Origin of the sequence: Micromonospora sp. NPDC085948 (assembly GCF_040686315.1) — a bacterium.
GTDB lineage: Bacteria > Actinomycetota > Actinomycetes > Mycobacteriales > Micromonosporaceae > Micromonospora.
This window is the reverse complement of sequence record NZ_JBFBJW010000019.1, coordinates 1-18,388: the sequence shown is the minus strand read 5'-3', so window position 1 is coordinate 18,388 and position 18,388 is coordinate 1. Positions and strand designations below refer to the sequence as shown.

The 18,388-nt window shown below is 70.2% G+C and carries 18 protein-coding genes; 13 read left to right on the top strand and 5 right to left on the bottom strand.

Annotation, left to right across the window (positions count from 1 at the left end; all coding sequences use genetic code 11):
• Positions 1-15: 15 nt before the first annotated feature.
• Both rph and AB0O48_RS31595 read left to right on the top strand, forming a co-directional pair.
• The gene (rph, locus tag AB0O48_RS31600; RefSeq protein ID WP_365069557.1) at positions 16-2,613 is read left to right on the top strand and encodes a rifamycin-inactivating phosphotransferase; all 2,598 of its coding nucleotides are present in this window, start codon (positions 16-18) and stop codon (positions 2,611-2,613) included.
• A gap of 22 nt (positions 2,614-2,635) precedes the next feature.
• Positions 2,636-2,968 (top strand): VOC family protein, encoded by a 333-nt coding sequence (locus AB0O48_RS31595; RefSeq protein WP_365069555.1) that lies wholly within the window; start codon positions 2,636-2,638, stop codon positions 2,966-2,968.
• Between the two features lie 20 nt (positions 2,969-2,988).
• Here the strand turns inward: AB0O48_RS31595 and AB0O48_RS31590 are convergent, their stop codons facing one another.
• Complete coding sequence (locus AB0O48_RS31590) at positions 2,989-3,933, bottom strand: acyltransferase domain-containing protein (protein WP_357255360.1); 945 nt, start codon at positions 3,931-3,933, stop codon at positions 2,989-2,991.
• Positions 3,934-4,154: 221 nt separating this feature from the next.
• Between AB0O48_RS31590 and wrbA the strand changes: the two genes are divergently transcribed.
• Together wrbA and AB0O48_RS31580 are read left to right on the top strand one after the other, a co-directional pair.
• Entirely contained in the window at positions 4,155-4,754 is a 600-nt protein-coding gene (gene wrbA / locus AB0O48_RS31585; protein ID WP_357255357.1) for an NAD(P)H:quinone oxidoreductase, read from the top strand.
• Between the two features lie 160 nt (positions 4,755-4,914).
• Positions 4,915-5,643 (top strand): tetratricopeptide repeat protein, encoded by a 729-nt coding sequence (locus tag AB0O48_RS31580; RefSeq protein ID WP_357255354.1) that lies wholly within the window; start codon positions 4,915-4,917, stop codon positions 5,641-5,643.
• Between the two features lie 40 nt (positions 5,644-5,683).
• Here AB0O48_RS31580 and AB0O48_RS31575 read toward each other — a convergent pair whose 3' ends face one another.
• Complete coding sequence (locus AB0O48_RS31575; RefSeq protein WP_357571155.1) at positions 5,684-6,286, bottom strand: methyltransferase domain-containing protein; 603 nt, start codon at positions 6,284-6,286, stop codon at positions 5,684-5,686.
• Positions 6,287-6,386: 100 nt separating this feature from the next.
• Between AB0O48_RS31575 and AB0O48_RS31570 the strand changes: the two genes are divergently transcribed.
• Both AB0O48_RS31570 and AB0O48_RS31565 read left to right on the top strand, forming a co-directional pair.
• A complete protein-coding gene (locus AB0O48_RS31570) occupies positions 6,387-6,683 on the top strand; it encodes a chorismate mutase (RefSeq protein WP_357255348.1) in 297 nt (98 codons plus the stop codon).
• A gap of 77 nt (positions 6,684-6,760) precedes the next feature.
• Positions 6,761-6,979, top strand: a complete 219-nt coding sequence (locus AB0O48_RS31565; RefSeq protein ID WP_357255345.1) for a hypothetical protein — start codon at positions 6,761-6,763, stop codon at positions 6,977-6,979.
• A 52-nt stretch (positions 6,980-7,031) separates the two neighbouring features.
• Here AB0O48_RS31565 and AB0O48_RS31560 read toward each other — a convergent pair whose 3' ends face one another.
• Positions 7,032-7,853 carry a hypothetical protein gene (locus AB0O48_RS31560; protein WP_365069552.1) on the bottom strand — a complete coding sequence of 274 codons (822 nt, stop codon included), beginning with the start codon at positions 7,851-7,853 and terminating at the stop codon, positions 7,032-7,034.
• A gap of 6 nt (positions 7,854-7,859) precedes the next feature.
• Between AB0O48_RS31560 and AB0O48_RS31555 the strand changes: the two genes are divergently transcribed.
• Positions 7,860-8,852 carry a GNAT family N-acetyltransferase gene (locus tag AB0O48_RS31555; protein ID WP_365069685.1) on the top strand — a complete coding sequence of 331 codons (993 nt, stop codon included), beginning with the start codon at positions 7,860-7,862 and terminating at the stop codon, positions 8,850-8,852.
• A gap of 34 nt (positions 8,853-8,886) precedes the next feature.
• Here the strand turns inward: AB0O48_RS31555 and AB0O48_RS31550 are convergent, their stop codons facing one another.
• Positions 8,887-9,687 carry an IclR family transcriptional regulator gene (locus AB0O48_RS31550; protein ID WP_357255336.1) on the bottom strand — a complete coding sequence of 267 codons (801 nt, stop codon included), beginning with the start codon at positions 9,685-9,687 and terminating at the stop codon, positions 8,887-8,889.
• A gap of 164 nt (positions 9,688-9,851) precedes the next feature.
• Here AB0O48_RS31550 and AB0O48_RS31545 point away from each other — a divergent pair, with 164 nt between their 5' ends.
• The 6 genes from AB0O48_RS31545 (at position 9,852) to AB0O48_RS31520 (ending at position 16,875) form a co-directional block, all read left to right on the top strand.
• Positions 9,852-11,099 (top strand): sugar ABC transporter substrate-binding protein, encoded by a 1,248-nt coding sequence (locus tag AB0O48_RS31545; RefSeq protein ID WP_365069550.1) that lies wholly within the window; start codon positions 9,852-9,854, stop codon positions 11,097-11,099.
• Between the two features lie 74 nt (positions 11,100-11,173).
• Positions 11,174-12,121, top strand: coding sequence for a sugar ABC transporter permease (locus tag AB0O48_RS31540; protein WP_357255329.1), 948 nt, complete (start codon positions 11,174-11,176; stop codon positions 12,119-12,121).
• Complete coding sequence (locus AB0O48_RS31535) at positions 12,118-12,948, top strand: carbohydrate ABC transporter permease (RefSeq protein WP_355033267.1); 831 nt, start codon at positions 12,118-12,120, stop codon at positions 12,946-12,948. Before AB0O48_RS31540 ends, AB0O48_RS31535 begins: the two co-directional genes overlap by 4 nt.
• A gap of 8 nt (positions 12,949-12,956) precedes the next feature.
• Positions 12,957-14,141, top strand: a complete 1,185-nt coding sequence (locus tag AB0O48_RS31530) for a mandelate racemase/muconate lactonizing enzyme family protein (RefSeq protein WP_365069548.1) — start codon at positions 12,957-12,959, stop codon at positions 14,139-14,141.
• Complete coding sequence (locus AB0O48_RS31525) at positions 14,138-15,349, top strand: fumarylacetoacetate hydrolase family protein (protein ID WP_357255323.1); 1,212 nt, start codon at positions 14,138-14,140, stop codon at positions 15,347-15,349. Before AB0O48_RS31530 ends, AB0O48_RS31525 begins: the two co-directional genes overlap by 4 nt.
• 2 nt (positions 15,350-15,351) lie before the next feature.
• Positions 15,352-16,875 carry an aldehyde dehydrogenase (NADP(+)) gene (locus tag AB0O48_RS31520; RefSeq protein WP_357571334.1) on the top strand — a complete coding sequence of 508 codons (1,524 nt, stop codon included), beginning with the start codon at positions 15,352-15,354 and terminating at the stop codon, positions 16,873-16,875.
• Positions 16,876-17,047: 172 nt separating this feature from the next.
• Here AB0O48_RS31520 and AB0O48_RS31515 read toward each other — a convergent pair whose 3' ends face one another.
• Entirely contained in the window at positions 17,048-18,241 is a 1,194-nt protein-coding gene (locus AB0O48_RS31515; protein WP_365069545.1) for an alpha-L-arabinofuranosidase C-terminal domain-containing protein, read from the bottom strand.
• Positions 18,242-18,388: the final 147 nt, after the last annotated feature.

Genomic DNA, 18,388 nt, shown 5'->3' with positions numbered 1-18,388 from the left:
CGGAGAGGTGGGGCGATGATCGAGCAGTACGTCGTAGATCTTCGAGAGGTGGACCAGACCCAGGTCGCACTCGTCGGCGGCAAGGGCGCGAACCTGGGCGGGCTGTTCCGGATCGACGGCCTCCGCGTGCCGGCCGGCTTCTGCGTCACGACGGCCGCCTTCCGGCGGGTGGTGACGGAAGGGCCGGCGATCGGCGATCTGCTCGACCGGCTGTCGCGCCCGGGTCCGGAGGACCGGGAGGCGATCCGCGCGCTCAGCGCCGAGGTCCGCCAGCGCATCGAGGGGGCCGCCATCCCGGGCGATGTCGCGGCCGCGATCACCCGCGCGCTCCTCGTGCGCGGCGAGCAGTCCGCCTACGCCGTACGGTCCAGCGCGACAGCGGAGGACCTGCCGACGGCCTCCTTCGCGGGCCAGCAGGACACCTACCTGAACGTCGTGGGTCCGGCGGCGGTCCTGGCCCACGTCAGCCGGTGCTGGGCGTCGCTGTTCACCGAGCGGGCCGTGACCTACCGCCTCCGCAACGGTATCGACCACCGGAAGGTCGGCATGGCCGTGGTCGTACAGCAGATGGTCTTCCCGCGGTCGGCGGGCGTCCTGTTCACGGCCGACCCCGTCACCGGCAACCGCAAGGTCGCCACCGTGGACGCCAGCTTCGGCCTCGGCGAGGCCCTGGTCTCCGGCCGGGTGAACCCGGACGTCTTCACGGTGCGCGACGGTGTGGTCGTCGGCCGGGCGGTCGCCGCAAAACAGCTCGCCGTGCACGCCCTCCCCGGTGGCGGAACGCAGGAGGTGGTGATCGACTCGCCGCGGCGGGAGCAGCCGGCGCTGACGGACGCGCAGGTCGTCCGGCTCGTGCGACTCGGGCGACAGATCGAGGCGCGGTTCGGCTGCCCGCAGGACATCGAGTGGTGCCTGGTCGACGATGACTTCCAGATCGTGCAGAGCCGGCCGATCACCACGCTCTTCCCCATCCCCACGGCCCACGACCCGGAGAACCACGTCTACCTCTCCGTCGGCCACCAGCAGATGATGACCGACGCCATGCGGCCACTGGGTCTCTCCATGTGGCAGCTGACGGCCATGGCGCCGATGCACGAGGCCGGCGGCAGACTCTTCGTCGACGCGACCCGGATGCTGGCCGCGCCGGCGAGCCGCGCCCGCTTCCTGGAGATGGCCGGCCGCACCGATCCGTTGACCCGGGACGCGCTGCAGACCGTCCTCGACCGCCCCGGCTTCGTCCCGGCGCTGCCGGACAGCGGCCCCGTTGGGCCGCCGGGCGGTGCCGCGCCCACCCCGATCGAGACCGATCCGGCCATCGTCACCCAACTGATCGAGCGCAGCGAGGCGTCCATCGCCGCCCTGCGACGCGACATCGCCCCGTTGGCCGGACCAGCGCTGTTCGACTTCCTGCTGGAGGCCTTCGCGCAGCACAAGCGGGATCTCGGTGATCCGTTGAGCATGCAGGCGATCATGGCGGGGATGCAGGCCACCTGGTGGCTCAACGACCGACTGGGGGAGTGGCTCGGCGAGACGAACGCCGCCGACACCCTCACGCTGTCCGCCCCCGGCAACGTCACGTCGGAGATGGGGCTCGCGCTGCTCGACGTCGCGGACGTGATCCGTCCGCATCCGGAGGTGGTGGCGTTCCTGCGGGGCGTCGAGGACGACGACTTCCTGGACGAGTTGCCGAAGCTCGCGGGCGGGGCCGAGGCGCGCGACGCCATCGAGGCCTACCTCGACCGGTACGGCATGCGCTGCGTCGGCGAGATCGACATCACGAGACCGCGGTGGCGCGAGCGACCCGCCACGCTCCTGCCCGTGCTCCTCGACAACGTCGCGAACTTCGCGCCGGGTGCCGCCCGGCGGCGCTTCGAGCAGGGGCAGCAGGAGGCGCAGCGCAAGGCGCACGAGGTGTTGACGCGCCTGCGGGCACTGCCGGACGGGGAGCAGAAGGCCGACGAGACCGAGCGCATGATCGACCGGGTCCGGACCTTCATCGGCTACCGGGAGTACCCGAAGTACGGCATCATCAGCCGCTACTTCCTCTACAAGCAGGCCCTGCTCGGAGAGGCCGAGCGCCTCGTGCGGGCCAACGTGCTCCGCGAACGGGAGGACGCCTTCTACCTGACGTTCCAGGAGTTGCACGACGTCGTGCGCGCGAACCGGGTGGACGACACGCTGATCCAGCGACGCAAGGACGCGTTCCGGTCGTACCAGGGGCTCACGCCACCCCGGGTGTTGACCTCCGAGGGCGACGCCATCAACGGGGCGTACCGACGCGACGACGTGCCGGCCGGTGCTCTGGTCGGCCTACCGGTCTCCGCCGGGACCGTCGAAGGGCGCGCCCGCGTCATCCTCGACCTGGCACAGGCTCACCTCGAACCGGGTGACATCCTCGTCACGGCGCACACGGATCCGAGCTGGACGCCGCTCTTCGTCGGCATCGCAGGCCTGGTGACGGAGGTCGGCGGATCGATGACACACGGCGCGGTGATCGCCCGGGAGTACGGCCTGCCGGCCGTCGTCAGCGTGGTGGACGCCACCCGGCTGATCCCCGACGGACAGCGGATCCGCGTCCACGGCAGCGACGGCTACGTCGAGATGCTGCCCTGACTGAGCGGTCGCCCGCCGGCGGGTGGAGGGCTTCGCCACCTGGGACGATTTCGAGTCGGCCCGGCCGCCTGAGCAACGGGGTTCGGCGTTCGCCTGCGCCGATCCCACCGGCAGGGGACCGCGTCTGTTCTTCCAGCGCGTGCCCGAAGGCAAGGTCGTCAAGAATCGGCTGCACCTCGACGTGCGGGTCGGCACCGGGCTCGTGGGTGATGAGCGACTGGCCGCGTTGGAGGCCGAATGCACGCGACTGGTCGCGCTCGGTGCGACCCGCGTGCGGCTGCTGACCGCCGACGAGGACAACGAGTCCTGCCTCGTGATGCAGGACGTGGAGGGCAACGAGTTCGACCTCGACTGAGGTGCCACGCGACCGTCGTCCTAGGTCGGGAATCGGCCCCGGCGCCAGCGCCAGTGCCGGCCGGCCTTCAGGTGGTCGACGATCGCACGCTGGAGCACGGTGCCGCGCGGCAACTCGTCGAGCGGTGTGGTCAGGGTGCGGAACGCGAATCGCCGCACCTCGACATCGGCGTCCACCCCTTCCGGTTCCTCGTAGGGGTCCAACTCGAAGCGCTGCTGGAACTTGATGATGTTGGAATCCGCGGGCAGGTACTCCCGCAACTGCGGATCCAGCAGCCAGGAGCCGCAGGCGAACGCGGTGTAGTGCTCGTCGGGAAAGTGGCGTGGGAAGAACGCGCGGGCCTCGTCGAGCGATGCGTCGACGGCCTCCGGGGTGAGCGGCCCCGCCTCGGGGATGTGCAGGTCGATGGCGGTGCCGCCGCGCTGGTACTGCAATCGGCCCAACTCGTAGAGGCCGCCGCGCGCGTGCAGCGTCAGCCAGCTCTGCATGACCGGCCAACCCTCGCGGTGCATCCGCCTGTCGATCGCGAGGTTGCGGCCCAGGTCCGCGAGGGTTGCCCAGGACACCTCGTCGGTGATGCCGTGGTCGCGGTGGTAGCTCCGGACGCGGTCGACCAGGGCCAGGTACGCGTACACGTAGAGGTGCCGCCAGGCGGGGCCTCGGTCGCGCGGCAGCTCCGGGCCGGGCGGCAGCCAGCCGTGGCCCCCGAGATCGGCGAGGACCAGAGCGGTCGAGCGGTCGAGCAGCCAGCGCAGCTCGGCGGTCCACAGAGGTGAGTCGGGATCGGGCCAGCCCGCCATGACCTCGGCGGCGTCGTCCGGCCGTACCTGGAGCCGGTCGAGGATCGCGGGCGCGTCGGCCTTGGCGGGTAGCGGAGTCGACGGCCTGCCGTCCGCCAGGCGGTGTACGCGGTCGATGTCCTCGACGGGCACCCCGAGCCGGTCGGCGATGGCGTCCAGATCCACGCGGCCGATCGTACCGGCGATGGCACGTCCGGTCCGGTGTGAGCTGTCCCGGTCCGGGGCATCACCAATCCCTCGGTGGTTCTGCGCCCCGCAGCACCGTTTGTCGGTTTCCGAGCCGCGCTCACGGCCCCGGTGGCAGCCGCTCGCCGCTGTTGCTAGAGTCAGATTGTTGCTGCCGCAAATTTATCGCCAGCAACTACTTCGACGAAAGGACCCCTCCGATGACCAAGCTCGCCGTCATCTACTACTCCTCGACCGGCACCATCCACGCCATGGCCAAGCGGCTCGCCGAGGCCGGCGAGAAGGCCGGCGCCGAGGTACGGCTGCGCCAGGTTCCGGAGCTTGCCCCGCAGGAGGCCATCGCCTCCAACGCCGCCTGGAGCCAGCACTTCGACGCCACGAAGAACGAGGCGAAGGCGACCGCCGACGACGTCGTCTGGGCCGACGCGGTGCTGTTCGGCACCCCCACCCGGTTCGGCAACGTCGCCAGCCAGCTCAAGCAGTTCATCGACACCCTCGGCCCGCAGTGGGGGCAGGGCCTGCTGGCCGACAAGGTGTACGCCGGCTTCACCGCAACCATGACCGCCCACGGTGGGCAGGAGTCGACGCTCCTGGCGCTCTACAACACGATCCACCACTTCGGCGGCCTGGTCGCCGCCCCCGGCTACACCGACCCGGTGAAGTTCGCCGACGGCAACCCGTACGGCGTCTCGCACGTCACCGGCGGAAGCAACGACGCGCCGCTGGGTGACGCGCAGCTCAACGCCCTCGACCACCTGGCTCAGCGGGTGGTCACGATCGCCGGCAAGCTCGCCGCCTGACCGCGCGCGAGGCCTTGACCGGGCCGAGCGAACACGAGCGACAGACCTGGGGCCGGTTTCCCGGCTGTGGAAACCGGCCCAGGTCTGCTCGACCGCCACGGGGGCGATGGCTGCGGCCTTCCACGTGATCATTGGTGGGGGAGCGGAGGGGACGACAGAGGTGGGTTTCAGCGACGACGTTCGCGCGGCCTTCCGCCGGGGCGAGACCGACGCGGTGGTGCGCATGAGCGAGGCCGAGATCGACAGGGCACGGGCGGCCGGCGATCCGTCGGGCGAGGTGGAGGCCCGGTACAGCCTCGCCCGGGTCGCCATCCGTGGCGGTGACCTCCCGGGCGGGGAGGCGCGCGCCCAAGAAGCGCTCGCGGTCGCCCTTCGCTCCGGCGACCGGAGTCTGGAGGAGCGGCCCCGCCACGTGCTGGCCGCGGTGGCCCGGATGTCCGGCGACCTGACCCGGGCTCGGCAGCTCTACCGGGAGAGCATCGCGCTGAACGAGGCCCTGGGCCAGCCCAAGCTCGTCAACTCGGAGACCCACAACCTCGGGTTCTGCGAGTTGGGTCTCGGCAACCTCGACGCGGCGCGGGCGTTGTTCGCCGCGAGTCGGGAGAGGGTTTTCCGCGAGGATTGGGCGGAGTTCGTCCCGTACGTCTGCCTGGCGGGCGCCGCGCTCGCCTCGGCCAACGGTGACCACGCGCGGGCCGGTCGAATGGTGGCCGTCACGGACGCCGCGTTCGCGGCGCTGGGCCAGGTGCCCGATCCCGATGACGCGGCCGACCTGGCCGCCGTGCGGGCGGCCGCGGTCGAGGCGCTCGGCGCGACCGGCTTCGCCGCGCAGTACGCGCGGGGCCAGCATCTCGAACCGCGTGCGGCATTCGTCGAGGACGCCGACTGACGCGATCGGCACCCATGGCGCGGACGGCCCCGGCTCGCCGCTACTCCGCGACCGCCGCCATGGCGGCGTGTGGCCGCTGACTGCCTTCCCTGGGCCGCTGTACGCGTTCGACCTCTCGGAAGCCGGCCCGGCGGAGTCGCTCGGAGACCTCGTCGGGTGGCCAACGGTAGGCGGTCACCACCTTGTGCGCGAAGGGACCGACCTCGTCGGCGTCGAAGAACCCCAGCACCAGCCTTCCGCCCGGGGCCATTGCCCGGCGGAACTCACCGAGTACGCCGTCGAACTCCTCCGGCGGCAGGTGGATCAGCGAGTACCAGGCCAGGATGCCGTCGACGGAGCCGGTGGCGACATCGAGGTGTTCGAACGACCCGAGGTGGAACTCGACGTCCGGGTAGGCGGCCCGCGCATGGGTGACGAACTCGGGGACCAGGTCGATCCCCCTGACGTCGAGGCCCAGCGAACGGAGGTAACCGGTGAGGTGGCCAGGGCCGCAGCCCAGGTCGAGCACCGGGCCGAGATGACCGGCCAGGTGTCGACCGATGAAGGCCGGGTCTTCGGGATTCATCTTTCGGGTCGTGCCGAACAGGTCGATGTAGAGACCTGCGATGGACCCGTACGCCTGCCGAACCGTCTCGCTCTGCACCGTCGGGACTATACGAGGCCCGGGCGTCGCCACGCAGCGGCGAGCGGGCTCGGATGTCGACGGTCCGAGCAGCCGGCCCCACCGTGCGACGATCTCCGGCATGACAGACACCGCATCGGCGCTCACCGACATCCGCGCCCAGATCGACGAGTTGGACGCGGCGCTCGTCGGGCTGCTCGCCCGCCGGGAGGCCCTGGTCCGGCGGGCGGCCCCGCTCAAGAGCGACAGGCAGGCGGTCCGTGCCCCGGACCGGGTGGCACAGGTGGTGGCCAGGGTCCGCACGCTGGCGGACGACGCCGGCGCGGACCCGGACCTGATCGAGCGGATCTACCGCGGCATGATCCAGGCCTTCATCGACATGGAGACCGACGAACACCATCGGCTCAACGGCGCCTGAGCGCTCCGGCCGCGAGGTTTGGTGCAGGCCACGGCGACCCGTGTTTGTGGCGCCGGCCCGTCGGGCACAGAATCACCATGGCGAATGAACGAGTCAAGTCCGTCGGCGGCTACTTCATGCGGCTTGTCGGCGGGGTGGCGGTCATCGTGGGCCTGCTGGGCCTCTTCGCGACCCTGGCCCAGGGCAACGTCACCGGGCTGGTCCTCAGCATCATCTTCGTCGTGGGCGGTGTCGTCCTGCTCAAGCGGTCGCCAGACCTCGGCCGAGCGGGTCGGAGAGAACGCGGCCCCGCGTGACCCTCCACAGCGGCGCCACCGGCTCCCGCACGAGGGCGCGGGGTGTCCGGCCTCAACCCCGCTCGCCGTCGATGCGCCGCTGTTCGGCATCGCGCAGTCGCCGGTAGAGCCTCGCCGCATCCTGGTCACCGACCCGGTCCGCCGCCTCGGCGGCGACTCGCAGCACCACCAGGGGCAACCGGGGGACCTGGCGCGCCTGCCGGTCGGCCTCGGCGAACACCACGGCGGCAAGCTCGGCGCCGGCGGAACCGGCCAGGAGGAAAAGCTCCTCCACATACATGCGACCCAGGCCGACCTCGGTCCAGCCGGACACGTCGTGCAGGGCTCGGCGACACTCACGTAACGCCTCCCAGGCGGCGCCGTGGTTGCCGGCCTGGCGTTCCAGCCCGGCAAGGGACTGCCAGGCCGACGCCGCATCCCAGGCGTTGTCGACGAACACCAGGCTCTCCCGCTGTGCCGAAGCGGCCTCAGTGAACGCCCCAAGGTCAGCCAACTCATATCGCAGCCGGCTCAGGGTGGCCTTGTCCCGAGGCCGGTCCACCGCCCACCGGTCCAACCACTCGCGTGCCAACGTCTGATCACCGACCAGTTTGGCGCGTGCGATCCAGGTGGACGGGTCCTCGGCGGCCGGGTCACCCGGGAAGAACGATCGTTTCCCGCGCCACCATTCCGCAAGCGTTTCCTCGGAGACCCACGGCTGGCCCTCCTCGTCCAACAGGTACGCCAGCACGTCGTCCCGCTCGGCGTGCCCGCTGTCCCGCACGTAGGCGACGGTGGTCGGCGCGCCGGCGGCGAACAGGTGCTCACCGTCGTAGCCGCACCAGGTGTCGAAGTTGGCCCGCTTGAGTTCCCAGTGCAGCCACACGTCCTCCACCTGGTGATGCTCTGCGAGCAGAAAGCCAGCCAGTTCGGTCTCGTCAGTCAGGCCCTGAAACGGTGCCTCGCGTCGACACTGGGCCTCCTGCCTGGCCAGCCACCGCACCAGCGGAAGGTCCGTGGCCCGGCGGCCGTACTGCAGTGCCCACAACACGCTTGCCCGCCGGCCCGCATTCGTGTCGCAGGCCTGGCCGTCGGCGTCGGTGCCGCGCTCGTAGCGAAGCTCGTGCCACACGGCCGAGGAGCGTCGTGCCCGTTCGAGTTCACGTCGCGCGGCCTCCATCACCCGTACAAGATCCCACTGTCGGCGAGCCTCCGCATCGTCGGCGGCCTCTACGCAGTGCTGGAAAAAGACACCACTGGCGAAAGCTCGCGCGGAGTCATCGACGGAGCCGACCCGTTGCCGGATGCGGTCGCACCCGTGTCAGGATGTCGTGTGACCTGCGCATCGACAATTTCGTCCGCCGTCGATCCGACCGGTTCTCCTCTCCTGCTGACCGGGGAGGAGGTGGTGTTACGGGAATGGGCCGACTCCGATCTGCCGTACCTTCGCGGGCTCTTCGACGCGGCCGACGTGGCCGCGAACACCGACATTCCCTCTCCGTTCGACGCGGACGCCTTCCTGGCCAGGATCCGGCGGCGTCGCACGCAGCGCATCGTCGACCTGGCCGTGACGCGCGACGGCGGGGAGCCGCTCGGCCTCGTCGCCCTGCACGTGGCAGGCGGTGTCCTGGGGTACGCCGTCGGCCCGGCGCATCGTGGTCAGGGTCTGGCGTCGCGGTCGCTGCGCCGGATGACCGAGTTCTGCCACGAAGAGCTCGGTCTTTCCCGGCTGCGCCTCGCCATCGTGCGGGGCAATGTGCCCTCGCAGGGGGTCGCCCGGTCCGCCGGATACGTCCGCGGCGACGACGCCCTGGTCGAGAGGGTGAACGGGCTGGGGGAGTCGAAGCTGCTCGAGACGTGGTGGTGGGCCGCGCCCGGGTCGACCGGACGCTGACAGACGCGGTCCGACGCCCCCGGTTGTCCATGGCTCACTCGTCGATCGATCGGCCGTCCTCCGGCGCGGCCGGGCTCGGGACGGACGGCGGTGTGTAGCCAAGTTCGCGCGAGATCTGGTTCGCGGTCTCCAGCAGGCGCGGCAGGTTGCTCCTCAGTTGGTCGAGGTTGGCGATGACCTCGATCGCCGTGATCGAGACGGCGGCGATGACCTGGCCCCGGGAGTCCCTGATCGGCGCGGCGACGCACATCACGTAGGCGTCGTGCTCGCCGTTGTCCGTGGCCCAGCCGTTTTCGCGAATCCGCACGAGTTCGGCTTCGAGAGACTCGTGGTCGGCGAAGGTGGTGTCGGTGAATCTCTCGAAGACGACGGGGGAGAGCAGGCGGTCGCGTTCCTCGGACGGCAGGTACGCCAGGATCGTCTTGCCGACGGCGCTCGCGTAGATCGACACGGCCCGCCCCACCCGTGAGGGCAGCTTGACGGCATCGAACGCCGGACTGTCGACCTTGTCGATGTAGATGATCTCGTCGCCGGTCAGCTGTGCCAGGTGCACGGTGTGGCTGGTCTCGCGCTGGAGTGCGCGTAGGTGCGCGGCCGCGAACTGACGCAGGTCCATCGAGCCGAGCGCGAGCTCGGACAGCTCGATCAGTCCGCTACCGAGCACGTAGGTGCCCGCGCCGGTCCGGCGGACGAAGCGCGCGGATTCCAGCGTCTGCAGGATCCGCAGGGCCGTGGACTTGTGCACGCCGAGCACGTCCGCCGCCTCGGTGAGCGACAGCGGGTGCTCCGCCGATCGACGGATGAGGTCGATCGCACGGCGAATCGATTGCGCCAAGGCTGTGCCTTCCCCCTCGAAGCGACGGGGAGCCCGTCGCTAGCGTTGCAATATGTGCAATGTAGACGACGCCATGCGCAACCGCCACTTGACACCGTTGCGCATGGCGCTACGATCGTTGCAATTTCATCCCGAAGACTCTGACTCGTAACACTGGAGTAACGATGGGTAACCAGCGCGCTCGCTTCGGCATCGCCAGGGCGACATGTGCCCTCGGCGTGGTCGCCGCTCTTCTGACCGGCTGTGGCTCCGACGGCGATTCGGGCGACGGCGTCACCAAACTGACGTTCGCCGCCTCGACCTTCGGCGACCCGGGCCGCGGGCCTCTGCTGACCAAGTGGCTCGACGAGTTCAACCAGAGCCAGACCAAGGTCCAGGTCACCGCCGCCGCGGTCCCGTACCCGACCTTCGGTCAGACGGTGCTCACGCAGATGGGCAGTGGCAAGGGGCCCGACCTGGTCCGTTTCGACATGCCCGAGTTCGAGGCCGCCTCGGACGCCGGTCTGGTCGCACCACTGGACAAGGTGATCGACGCCGGCAAGTACGACCTGCTCAAGCAGCCGGACCAGTTCATGGTCCACGACGGTGTCCGGCACGGCGTCATCTTCGAGGCGTCGAACTACGCGATGTTCTACAACGCGGACCTGATCCCGACTCCGCCGACGACGTACGAGCAGTTCACCTCCACCGCGAAGTCGCTGACCAAGGGCGACGTCTTCGGCCTGGCGTTCCGCCAGACGGAGGCCGAGGAGGCCGGCGTGTGGCAGGACATCTTCAACTACGTCTACGGCTTCGGCGGCGCGTGGTCCGACGGCAAGAACCTGACGATCAACTCGCCGGAGAACCTCAAGGGCCTCCAGGCGTTCAAGGACCTGTACGACGCGAACGTGATCCCGCGCGGCGCGGACGCGGCGACGTTCCGGCGGATGTTCGCCGAGGGCAAGGTCGGGATGGAGCTGAACAACGGGGGGTACGTGACCGCCACGCGCGGCCAGAACGCCAAGCTGAACTTCAGCGTCGCGCCCATCCCGTTCCCGGTCCGCAAGCAGGGCGCGATCCTCGCGCCGATCGTGATCAACGAGGCGAGCGAGGGCAAGGACGAGGCCGGCACCTTCATCACGTGGGCGCTGGAGCCGCAGAACCAGGTCAAGTTGCAGGAGATCCTCGGCGCGAGCAGCGTCGCCACCACCACGCAGCGCAGCCCGGAGACGCTCAAGGCGACCCCGTTCCTGCCCGTCTTCGACGGGCTCACCGAGACCAGCCTGCCGCAGATCGTCCTCGGGTTCGAAGCCAAGACGCCGGACATCCGCAAGGTGGTCGTGCAGAACGTGGTCGCGGCCCTACAGGGTAAGACCGACCTGAGGTCGGCACTGGACCGCGCCCAGCAGCAGGCGACCGACCTGGTCCGCTGACCGCTCGACACGGCGACGCTGCCGGCGCGACGGACATGCGCCGGCAGCGTCCTTCCTCAGAAGGATCGAACCCGATGACTGTGGTCGAGCAGACCGGAGCACCGAAGACAACACCCCGAGCGCGGCGTCGACCCAGCCCACTGGGGAGCAAGTGGACGCCGTACCTGTTCCTGGCACCCGCCGCACTGTTCATCCTCGTCTTCCAGGCGGTGCCTCTCGTCCAGGAGGTGTACCTCAGCTTCACCCGGACGAGACTGCTCAACCCGACCAGAAGCGAGTGGGTCGGGTTCGACAACTTCAACCGGATCTTCGGCGATCCGGAATTCCGCCACACCCTGCTGATCACCGTCGTCTACGTGATCACCTGCGTCGTCGTCGCGATCGGCGCCGGGCTCGGCGTCGCGCTCCTGCTCAACGGGAAGTTCCGGGGCCGCGGTGTGGCGCGGGCGCTGATCACCGTCCCGTGGGCCGCTCCTGGCATCGCGGTCGCGCTCATCGCCACCTGGATGCTCAACGCCCAGTACGGGATCGTGAACCGGTTCCTCGACGCGGTGGGACTCGGTGTGCCGGGCGGCGCGATCCTGGACAGCTCGCGCTACGCGCTCCCGGCGGTGCTCGCCACGACCATCTGGCAGCTGTTCCCGTTCACCTCGGTGGTGCTGCTCTCCGCGTTGCAGTCCGTCCCGCAGGACCTCAACGAGGCCGCGACCGTGGACGGCGCGGGGCGATGGGCCACCTTCCGGGCCGTCACCTGGCAGGTCATCAAGCCCACCGTGGGGCTCCTGGCGCTGCTCATGACGATCTGGTCGCTGCGGCGGTTCGAGCTGATCTGGTTGATGACCAAGGGTGGGCCGGTCGGCGCCACCGAGACGCTCGTCATCGACCTCTACTCGCAGGCGTTCGACTCGAAGGAACTCGGATCGGCGGCGGCCATCGGGATGGTCGGCGTCGTCATCTCACTCATCGTCGTCATCGGCAGCCGACTGGTCGCCCGTGCCGTGGAGAAGGAGCACGCCCGATGAGGCGCTTCCGTTTCGGTGTCACCGCACGGATCGTCGCCGTGCTCGTCGTACTCGGTGTCGCGGTGTTCCCGCTGTACTGGATGTTCGTCACGGCGCTGTCGAGCAACAGCGACCTCTTCGCCGACCAGCCCCGCCTCACGCCGGACCTCGGCCAGTTCGGGGTGTTCGTCGACGCGCTGGCCGAGGGCAAGGCAGCCGGGTGGCTGCTGAACAGCCTGATCATCGCCGTGGGCACGATGGTCCTCTCGGTCGGCCTGGGCATCCCGCTCGGTTATGCGCTGTCCCGGTTCTCGTTCGGGGGCAAGGCCGTGCTGACCGTCGTGCTGCTGTTCACGCAGATGCTTCCCGAGGCGCTCATGGTCGTGCCGCTGTTCGCGCTGTTCCGCCGATTCGAGTTGCTCGACTCGCTGACCGGTCTCATCCTGGTGAACTCCGCGTTCGTCCTGCCGATCGTGGCGCTGATCCTCAAGGGCGCGATCGACGGCATCCCGAAGGAGCTGGAGGAGGCGGCGCGCGCCGACGGAGCGCGGCCCTTCACCACCCTGACCCGGATCAACGTGCCGCTGATCGCGCCGTCGATCGCGGCGACCGCGGTCATCGCCTTCTTCCACGCCTGGAACGAGTACGTGTTCGCGGTGACGTTCATCTTCAACCCGGACCTGCAACCGGCCTCCGTGGGCATCGCGAACTTCATCGGTGAGCTGGGTACGCCGATCCAGACGGTGATGGCCGTCGCATTCCTGTTCACGCTGCCCGCCGTCGCCTTCTACCTGCTGGTGCAGAAGTACGTGGTGTCCGGCATGACCGCCGGCGCGGTGAAGGGTTGAGCCGAAGAATGAAGATCGTCTCCATCGACACGCTCGTCGTCGACTTCTACCGTACGAACCTCGTCATCGTGCGCGTGCACACCGACGCGGGGATCATCGGGCTCGGTGAGGCCACCCTGGAGGGCAAGGAACGGGCCGTCCAGGGGGCCATCGCCGAGCTGGCCGAGGCGGTCGTGGGCCTGGACCCCACACTCATCTCGAAGATCCTCTACGACCTGGCGCGGGACTGGTACTGGCGTGGCGGGCCGGTCATCATGACCGCGTTGAGCTCGCTGGAGATGGCCCTGTGGGACATCTCGGCGCGCGACCTCGGCGTCCCCGTCTCGCGGCTCCTCGGCGGTGCGACCCGGGACCGGGTGCGCGCGTACGCCAACGGCTGGTTCTCCGGTGCCGTCACGCCGGAGGACTACGCGGCGGCGGCGCGCCGGACTGTGGAGTCCGGCTTCCGCGGCCTCAAGTGGGATCCGTTCGAGAACTACGACCTGACCATCACCACCGCGCAGTTGGATCGGGTGCTCGCCCAGATCGACGCTGTCCGGGGCGCGGTGGGCCGGGACGTCGAGCTGTTCGTCGAGGGCCACGGTCGCTTCGACGTCCGCCACGCGATCAAGGTCGCGAAGGAGATCGCCCAGTTCGACCCGGTGTGGTTCGAGGAGCCGTGCCCGCCGGACAACCTCGACGCGCTTGTGGACATCCGCCGCGCGTCGCCGGTGCCCATCGCGGCGGGGGAGCGGTGGTACGGCCGCCAGGGCTTCGCGCCCGCCCTCGCCCGGCAGGCCGTCGACTTCGTCCAACCCGATGTGACCCATGCCGGCGGGATCGCCGAGCTGGCCTTCATCGCGACGCTCGCGGCGACAAGTTACGTGGGGTTCGCGCCGCACAACCCGAGCGGCCCCCTCAGTACGGCCGCCACGCTGCAACTCGGTGCGACACTGCCCAGCTTCCGCTACCTGGAGATCATGGCGACGGACGTGCCGTGGCGACCCGAGATCACCAACGAACGGCTGGTGCTGACCGCCGACGGCGACGTGCTCATCCCGACCGGCATCGTCGGACTCGGCATCGAGTTGGATCTCGCCGCGATCGAGCGGCACCCGTTCACACCGCACCCGCTGCGCATGTTCCAGGACGCCGTGTACGACATCCGTCCGCGAGACGAGCGATCCTTCTTCAACCTGGAGAGCGGCTCATGACGGTGCCCCAGCCCCGGCGACAGCCCGACGGCGCGGACTGGTTCGGGACCGCCGCCGAGGCGCTGCCCGACGACGTCGACGACAGTGTCCTCATCGGCCGGATCTGGGATCCGGCCGGCGACGGCCCGTCACCCGTTACCGTCCGAGACGGTCAGGTCATCGACCTCAGCCAGCGGTTCCCCACCGTCCGGGACATCTGCGAGCTGCCCGACCCCGCCGCGACGGTGGCCGGGCTCGACGGGCCGCGGCTGGGCGACTTCGGCGAGATACTCGCCAACACGGCGGCCACGACCCGCGACCACAGCCGACCCTGGTTGCTCGCCCCGGTCGACCTTCAGGCGCTCAAGGCCGCCGGCGTGACCTTCGCCGTCTCGCTCATCGAGCGCGTCATCGAGGAACGGGCCCGTGGAGACCTGGCGCTCGCGGCGGACATCCGGCAACGAATGCTCGCCGACATCGGTGCCGACCTGCACAGCCTGACCCCGGGTTCGGCCGAGGCCGACCGGCTCAAGAGCCTGCTCGTCGCCGAGGGCATCTGGAGCCAGTACCTGGAGGTGGGGATCGGGCCGGACGCGGAGATCTTCACCAAGGGCCAGGTCCTCTCCGCCGTCGGCACCGCCGTCCCGGTGGGGGTGCTCGCCTCGTCGACCTGGAACAACCCGGAACCCGAGGTCACGCTGATCATCCAGTCCAGCGGCCGGATCGTCGGCGCCACCCTCGGCAACGACGTGAACCTGCGGGACGTCGAGGGCCGCTCGGCACTTCTGCTTCCCCTGGCGAAGGACAACAACGCCTCGTGCGCCCTCGGTCCCCTGATCCGGCTGTTCGACGAACGGTTCGACCTGGACCGGGTGCGCGAGCTTGAGGTGAGCCTGGACATCGAGGGCGTGGACGGCTTCCACCTGGAGGCGGTCTCGGAGATGACGCGGATGTCGCGCGACCCGGCGGAACTGGTGCGGCAGTTGATCGGGCCGCACCACCGCTATCCCGACGGCGCCGCCCTGATGCTCGGCACGATGTTCGCGCCCACCCAGGACCGGGACCGCCCCGACGAGGGCTTCACCCACAAGATCGATGATGTGGTACGGATCGGCTGCCCGGCTCTGGGCACCCTGGTCAACCGGGTGCGACACGCCCAGGAGTGTGAGCCCTGGCAGTTCGGCGTCCGGGATCTGATGGGCAATCTGGTGAGGAGAGGACTGCTGTGAACATGGTCAGCACGGTCGACCCGCGCGACGGTCACACTCGTACGACGGATCTCCGCGAGACCGACGAGCCGCGGCTGGAGGCGATCACCAGCCAGGCGGTCAACGCCACGCAGTGGTTGTCCGGCCTGGGCAGACTCGGCCGAGCGGACCTGCTGGACGCCATCGCCGCGTCCCTGGAGTCCCATCGCGGCGACGTGGTGGCGACGGCGGAGGCGGAGACCGGCCTCGGCAACGCGCGACTCGACGGGGAACTCACCCGGGCGGCGGTCCAGTTCCGGATGTTCGGCGACGTGCTGCGCGACGGGGGCTACGTCGAGGCCGCCATCGACCACGCCGCCGACACACCGCTCGGACGCGGCCCGGACCTGCGGCGGATGCTCGTACCCCTCGGGCCGGTCGCCGTCTTCGGCGCCAGCAACTTCCCGTTCGCCTTCTCGGTCGCGGGAGGTGACACCGCGGCCGCGCTCGCCGCCGGCTGTCCCACGGTCCTGAAGGCCCACCCGTCGCACCCGTTGACCTCACACGCCTCGGCCGAGGCCATCGCGGCGGCCGTCCGCGACCTGGGCGGGCCCGACGGTGTGATCGCGACCGTGTACGGCGAGCAGGCCGGCCGCTCGCTGGTACGCCACCCCGCGATCCGCGCCGCCGCGTTGACGGGCTCCGTCGGGGCCGCCCGCGGCATCCAGGCGGCCATCGACGAGCGACCCGATCCCATTCCCCTCTACGCCGAGCTGAGCAGCGTGAACCCGATCGTCGTCCTGCCCGGCGCAGCCGCCGACCGGGGCGAGCAGATCGCCGAGGGACTGTTCGCCTCCTTCACCAACTCGGGCGGCCAGCTGTGCACGAAGCCCGGTCTGGCGTTCGTCCCGTCCGATCCGAGCGGCGCGCGCCTGGTCGACGCGCTGCGCGAGAAGGTCGCCGCCACCGGCGGTGCGGTCATGCTGAACGACCGCATCCGGGCCGCGTACGAGCAGCAGGCGGCGGCCTTCGAGCAGGCCGGCGCTCGGGTCTCGGCGCGAGCGCGGATCGACGCCGAGGCGGGTTTCCGCGTCGCGCCGACGCTCCTGGAGGTCGAGCTGTCGGGCCTCACCGCCGAGATCACCGACGAGTGCTTCGGCCCGCTCCTGGTCGTGGTGCGCTACGACGACGTCGCCGAGTTGGACGCGGCGCTGGCGGCCGTCCCACCGTCGCTGACCGGGTCCATCCACAGCGCGCCGGACGACGACGCCGCTGTCGTACGCCGGCTGGTCGAGCTGTTCGCCGGCCGGTCGGGTCGCATCGTCTTCGACGGCTATCCCACCGGCGTCCGGGTCTCGTGGGCCCAGCACCACGGCGGACCCTGGCCCTCGACAAACGCCGTGCACACCTCCGTCGGCGCCACCTCGATCCGGCGTTTCCTGCGCCCGCTGGCCTGGCAGGACGCGCCGGCCTGGATCCTTCCCGAGGAACTACAGGACGGCTGCACCGCCATTCCCCGCCGAGTCGACGGAGAGCTGGAGCCACCCGTGAAACCCTCGCGCCGCTAGGACCGGCGCGCTGTGCCGCAGCCCACCCCGCGCTCGAGGAGTGCGCCGATCTTGCAGTTTCTGTCGTTGATTCGGGGGCATGTGACCCTTATGTCGGGACAGAAAGTGCAAGATCGCGGGGTAAAGGCCCGGCCGCCACCCCTGGCGGCCGGGCGCTTCCCGCTCAGGGCGGTTACGGGGTTGCTTCCGTGGCCCGCAGCCGCAGCATGGTCCAGGACGCCGGCGGAAGCGTCAGCCGAACGGCGGCATCGGCCTGTCGCGCGGTGTCGTTGGGTCGCGGTGCGCCGTGGTCCGGACCGTCGGCGGTGTTCTTGGCGGCCAGGTCGGTGCCGCCGACGGTGACGCACTCGATGATCCCGGTCAGGTGGGCGCCGCTGACGTCGACGGTCACCTCGGCCGGGGTGTCGGTGACGCGGTTGACGAGGAACACGCTGATCTCGCCGCTGTCGTCGTCCCAGGTGGAGACCGCGTCGACCGCGGCCACCTCACCGTAGCGGTCGGTGGTCGTCGTGCTGCCGTCGCGGAGCACGTCGAGCACCGCTCCCCGGGCGTGCCGGGCGGTGCGGGCGAAGGGGTGGAAGATGGTCTGCCGCCAGGCTGAGCCGCCGGGTTCGGTCATGATCGGTGCGATGACGTTCACCAGTTGGGCCTGGCACGCCGCCGTCACCCGGTCGCTGTGGCGGAGCAGGCTGATCAGCAGGCCACCGACGACGACGGCGTCGGCCACGCTGTAGTGATCCTCCAACAGCCGCGGCGCGACCGGCCAGTCGTCACCGCTCGGTGGGGTCGACGGGGTGGCGGACTGGTACCAGACGTTCCACTCGTCGAACGCGATCATGATCTTCTTGGTCGACCGGCGGATCGCCCCGACCGAGTCGGCGATGGCCGTGACGGCGTCGATGTATCTGTCCATGTCCTCGCCGGAGGCGAGGAAGCTGGGCAGGTCGTCGTCGACCGGCTGGTAGTAGGCGTGCAGCGAGATCAGGTCGACGTCGTCGTACGCCTCGGTGAGCACGTCGCGTTCCCAGCTACCGAACGTGGGCATGCCGAGGTGGGACGAGCCGCAGGCCACGAGTTCGAGTTCGGGATCGAAACGGCGCATGGCCTTCGCGGTCTGTGCCGCCAGGCGGCCGTACTCGGTCGCGCTGCGCTGGCCCACCTGCCACGGGCCGTCCATCTCGTTGCCCAGGCACCACAGCCGAATGCCGTACGGGTCGTCCGTGCCGTTGGCGCGCCGCTGGTCGGCGAGGTGGCTGCCGCCGCGGTGATTGGCGTACTCGAGCAGGTCGACCGCCTCGGCGGTGCCGCGGGTGCCGAGGTTGACCGCCATGATCGGTTCGAGGTCGGCCTGGCCGAGCCAGCGCATGAATTCGTCGAGCCCGAATGCGTTGGTCTCCAGGCTGTGCCAGGCGAGGTCGAGTCGGGGGGGGGGGCGGGGGGGCCCCCCCCCCCCCCCCCCCCCCCCGGGGGGGGGGGGCGGGGGGGCCCCCCCCCCGCGGCGCCCGGGCCAGCC